The following is a 4,106-nucleotide window of genomic DNA, read 5'->3' as shown; positions in this document are numbered from 1 at the left end:
CGGCCGAGCCGGTGGCCCGGCCGGACCGTCCCCGGGGCACCGTCGACGGCCGCTTCTGCCCGGGCTGCATCCAGGCCTGCCTCGACGACCCCCGCCGCGACCATTGGTGCCCCGTCGACACCCTCGGCGCCACCGACGGCTGACCGCCTGGCCCCGCCTCGTGCTCCACGGCGTTCTGCCCGCCGGGCCACGGCCTCGTCCCCGCCTTGCGTCGCTCGGCGGCTCGAAGCTGGCCCTGGAGGGCCGGGGCCGTGTCAGGTGCGGCCGAATGTCCAGCGCCGCCGAGGCTTCGGCAGCCTCTGTCCGCACCAGGGGCAGAAGGTGATGGATAGGTACGACGTGCCACCGTCGTGGATGATCAGTCCGTACTCCCGGGACTCGGTGTCGTAACGGACAACAGCGTCCGCACAGTCGAAAACGCTCCCATGTTGGGCGCATTCCCAGTTCGCCTGTGCAGTCATGGGTCGGCAACAGTGCTCGGTCTCTGACGCGGTCTTCGAAGTCGATCTGCGCGGCATTCGTTGATCTTGTCACCTGCCGCCGCGGATCAGGCAGCGGTCTCCGCCGCCGAGTCTCGATGATGCGACGTGGGTGGAGCCTTCGTCGTTCAGTACCGGGCCGGTGTCCACCGGCTCGACGGGGCGGGGCCGATGTAGTGGTGGGCGGGGACACGGCCGTGGCCCGAGTCGTGTCCGGTGGTGGCGATCCGGCGCCAGCCCAGGCGTTCGTAGAGGCGGATCGCGGCCCGGTCCTTGTCCATGACCTCGAGCACCGGACGTCGTCCGGCGACGGCCGCGTAGTCCGTCGCGGTCCGGGTCAGCAGCTCGCCGGCCCGGTGCCGGCGCGCCTCGGGGAGCACGAACAGGCGCCCCAACACCGCCAACCCGGCCGCCTCGGTCCCGGTGTGCGCCCGCACCGTCGCGGCGACCGGGTCGGAGTCCGTGGGAGCGGTCAGGCAGACATGACCGACGACCTCACCGGCCAGCTCGGCGACCCAGGCCCGGAGCAGGTTCTCCGGGGTGAGCCACGCTTCCGGGTCGGTGACCCCTTCCACCGGGTAGCCGTCCGCCTCGTGCACGGCCACCAGCGCGGTGGCGCACGCGGAGACGTCGTCCGCACGGCGGCCACGCACGACGGGGGTCGGTTGCCCGTGCGGTTCGAACATCAGCTCGTGCGGCGCGTCAGCGGTAGTTGTCGAACTGCAGGGCGATGCCGAAGTCGGTGTTCTTCAGCAGGGAGATGACCTCCTGCAGGTGGTCCTTCTTCTTGCCGGTCACCCGGAGCTGGTCCCCCTGGATCTGCGCCTGCACGCCCTTCGGGCCCTCGTCGCGGATGTACTTGGCGATCTTTTTCGCCTTGTCCGCCTCGATGCCCTCCAGGATGGTGCCGTTGACCTTGTAGGTCTTGCCGGACACCGCGGGCTCGCCCGCCTCGAACGCCTTCAGCGAAATGCCGCGCTTGACGAGCTTGTCCTTGAACACGTCGACCGCCGCCTTCGCGCGTTCCTCGGTCTCCGCCTCGATCACGACGGCCCGCTCGCCCGCCCACTCGATCCGCGCGCCGGTGCCGCGGAAGTCGAACCGGGTGGACAGCTCCTTGCCCGCCTGGTTCAGCGCGTTGTCCACCTCCTGGCGGTCGACCTTGCTCACCACGTCGAAGGACGGATCGGCCACGGCACACACCTCACGGATCGGCTTGCGGGAACGACCCCACCCTAGCCACCCCCGCCCCCCGCGGCCGGGCGAGGAGGGCGTTGGGTAGACTTCGTGTCGGTCGGGATGACCGGACTTGGCGGGTTACCCGAGTGGCCAAAGGGATCTGACTGTAAATCAGACGGCTCAGCCTACGGGGGTTCGAATCCCTCACCCGCCACCAGTGAAACGCCCCGCCGACCTGCAGCGACAGGTCGGCGGGGCGTTTCTCGTGCGGCAGCCCGTCCGAAGGTATCTCTGTTCGCCCGGACACGGCGGACGGACGCGTTTCAGCCGCCCATGCTCTTCGCGCCGTCGAGAGACTCGCGGATGATGTCGGCGTGGCCGGCGTGCTGGGCGGTTTCGGCGATGATGTGCAACAGCACCCGGCGAGCCGTCCACCGCGCACCGGGCTCGAACCACGGTGCCTGCGGGAGGGGCTGGTCGGCATTCAGGTCGGGGAGGGTGGCGACCAGCTCGTCGGTACGTCCGGCGACCTCGGCATAGTCGGCCAACACCCCTGCCAGTGTCTCTCCGGGGAGGAGCCGGAACTGGGCGGCCCGCGCGGCCAGGTCGTCGTCGGTCATGGTGGTGACATCACCCATCGCCACCGGTCCGCGCTCGATGAAATCTACCCATCTTGCCTCGACCGAGGAGACGTGCTTGATCAGGCCACCCAGGCACAGCTCGCTCGTGGTCGTGCGCTGCCTGGCCTGCTCATCGGTCAGGTCGCGGGTCGTGAACCGCAGGAAGTGCCGATGCTGCCCCAATGCCGCCAGGAGGTCGGCGCGTTCGCCGGTGACGCCCGTGGTGCTCGGGCGGGGAGTACTCGTCTCGTTGCCGGTCATGGTCTCCGCCTCCGGGGGATGTTTCGTTGTCAGAGCCCACGCTAGGCGGGATTGCGGTCACGCTCAGACCGCAATTGCTGCCGGAGTCGACGGATGGCGCGGTTGGGCTGTCCGGTCGGGGCGCGACGCAACGTCGACGCCGGGCTGTTGCGCCGTACGCCCCTGGATTCGCCGTCAGCGCGACCGCCAACCCCCGGCCGGGACCTTCGGCACTGCGCACCGCGTCCGTCCCGTCCGATGATGGAAACGACGGACAACCGAGGCGGACGATGACACGAGGGCCCCTTCCCCGACCGACCGCGTGGCGGGCGGTGGCCCGCTGCGTCGGGACCACCGGGATGCTGCTCGCCCGCAGGGAAATGCGCATGCCGCGTGGACATACCGGGCAGGTGTTCCGGTTCGCCGACGACACCCGTGGGTGGGTGTACCGGGAGACGGTCGCGGCGCGGAGCCCCGCGCATCCGTGCGTCCTCGTCGTCACCTTCCGGCTGCGGCGGATCCAAGGCCGCGGGCACGCCGCCTTCCGCCGGGAGAGCCTGCTGAACACGCCGTTGTTCGCCGGATTCCCCGGGTTCGTGTCCAAGCTGTGGCTCGCCCACGACGAACTCGGCCGCTACCGGGGTCTCTACGTCTGGGACGACGCGGCGGCCGCCGAGCACTACGCCCGGTCGCTGTGGCGGGTGCTGGAGCTGGTCAGTGAGCGCGGCTCGATCGACTACCACGTGCTGCCGGGGCGGCACCGTGCCGATGTGCCCGTGGACGCAGCGGCGGCGGGTCCCGCGGGGGAGGGGGCGTGGTGGCGCGCGGTGGCCGTGAGCTGACCCCGGACGTCCTCGTCGTCGGGGCCGGTCCGGCCGGGCTGGTCACCGCGTTGCAGGCGGCCGACCACGGCGCGGCCGTGCGGATCGTGGAACGTCGGACGGAGTCCTTCCGCCCCTCCCGGGCGATGATCATCCACCCGCGGACGTTGGAGAGTCTGCGCTCGCTGGGGGTGACCGACGCGCTGCTGGAGCGGGGCGATCCCGCCCCGCGGGCCGAACTGCACCTCGGCCGCAGGCGCGTGTCCGCCGCGCTCGCGGACGTGGCGCTGCGGGACACCACCTACCCGCACCTGACACTGCTGCGGCAGGCCGACGTCGAGACCGTGCTCACCGACGCGCTGGCCCGGCGGGGGATCGCGGTCGAACGCGGCACCGAACTCGTGACCGCCACCGGCGACGCGGCGGCGGCCTCGGCGACCCTGTGGCGGGACGGGGCCGACGAACAGGTGCGCTGCCGATTCGTCGTCGGCGCCGACGGCCAGGACAGCACCGTGCGCCGGTGCGCGGGCATCGGCTGGGACGGCGGCCCCTACCGCGAGGAGGTCGTGCTCGCCGACCTCGAACTCGACGGCGACCCCACTCCGGGCGTGCTGCACGTCGCGGCCGGACGCTCCGGCCTGATTTTCCTGTTCGCTCTGGGGGAGACAGCGACCTGGCGGCTGCTGGCGACCCGGCCGGGCGGCGACGACGCGCTGCCGTTCGGCCGCCCCACGGCCGAGGTGCCCGCCACCGAGGTCGACGCGCTG

At 71.5% G+C, this 4,106-nt stretch carries 6 protein-coding genes and 1 tRNA gene; 3 read left to right on the top strand and 4 right to left on the bottom strand.

The genetic code is table 11. The annotated features are described in order from the left end of the window. Positions 1-254 precede the first annotated feature (254 nt). From ACTIR_RS27800 to ACTIR_RS0106175, 3 genes are all read right to left on the bottom strand, one after another. Entirely contained in the window at positions 255-518 is a 264-nt protein-coding gene (locus ACTIR_RS27800; protein WP_084789337.1) for a DUF6980 family protein, read from the bottom strand. Positions 519-607: 89 nt separating this feature from the next. Beyond that, on the bottom strand, positions 608-1,165 hold the full coding sequence (locus ACTIR_RS0106180; protein WP_026453604.1) for a GNAT family N-acetyltransferase: 558 nt from the start codon (positions 1,163-1,165) through the stop codon (positions 608-610). Positions 1,166-1,181: 16 nt separating this feature from the next. After that, positions 1,182-1,673, bottom strand: coding sequence for a YajQ family cyclic di-GMP-binding protein (locus ACTIR_RS0106175; RefSeq protein WP_026453603.1), 492 nt, complete (start codon positions 1,671-1,673; stop codon positions 1,182-1,184). 117 nt (positions 1,674-1,790) lie between these two features. On the opposite strand from ACTIR_RS0106175, the gene ACTIR_RS0106170 reads away from it, so the two are divergent. Next, positions 1,791-1,875, top strand: a tRNA-Tyr gene (locus tag ACTIR_RS0106170). 106 nt (positions 1,876-1,981) lie between these two features. On the opposite strand, the gene ACTIR_RS0106165 is transcribed toward ACTIR_RS0106170, so the two are convergent. Next, the gene (locus ACTIR_RS0106165) at positions 1,982-2,539 is read right to left on the bottom strand and encodes a DinB family protein (protein ID WP_026453602.1); all 558 of its coding nucleotides are present in this window, start codon (positions 2,537-2,539) and stop codon (positions 1,982-1,984) included. Positions 2,540-2,904: 365 nt separating this feature from the next. Here ACTIR_RS0106165 and ACTIR_RS0106160 point away from each other — a divergent pair, with 365 nt between their 5' ends. Beyond that, positions 2,905-3,360 (top strand): YdhR family protein, encoded by a 456-nt coding sequence (locus ACTIR_RS0106160; protein WP_233345837.1) that lies wholly within the window; start codon positions 2,905-2,907, stop codon positions 3,358-3,360. Further along, on the top strand, positions 3,333-4,106 hold a 774-nt coding region (locus ACTIR_RS0106155; protein WP_026453600.1), incomplete at its 3' end, for an FAD-dependent monooxygenase. The genes ACTIR_RS0106160 and ACTIR_RS0106155, both read left to right, overlap by 28 nt.

Source organism: Saccharomonospora iraqiensis subsp. iraqiensis, assembly GCF_000430445.1.
Taxonomy (GTDB): domain Bacteria; phylum Actinomycetota; class Actinomycetes; order Mycobacteriales; family Pseudonocardiaceae; genus Saccharomonospora; species Saccharomonospora iraqiensis.
The sequence above is the reverse complement of the archived record's forward strand: the minus strand, read 5'-3'. Positions and strand labels throughout refer to the sequence as shown.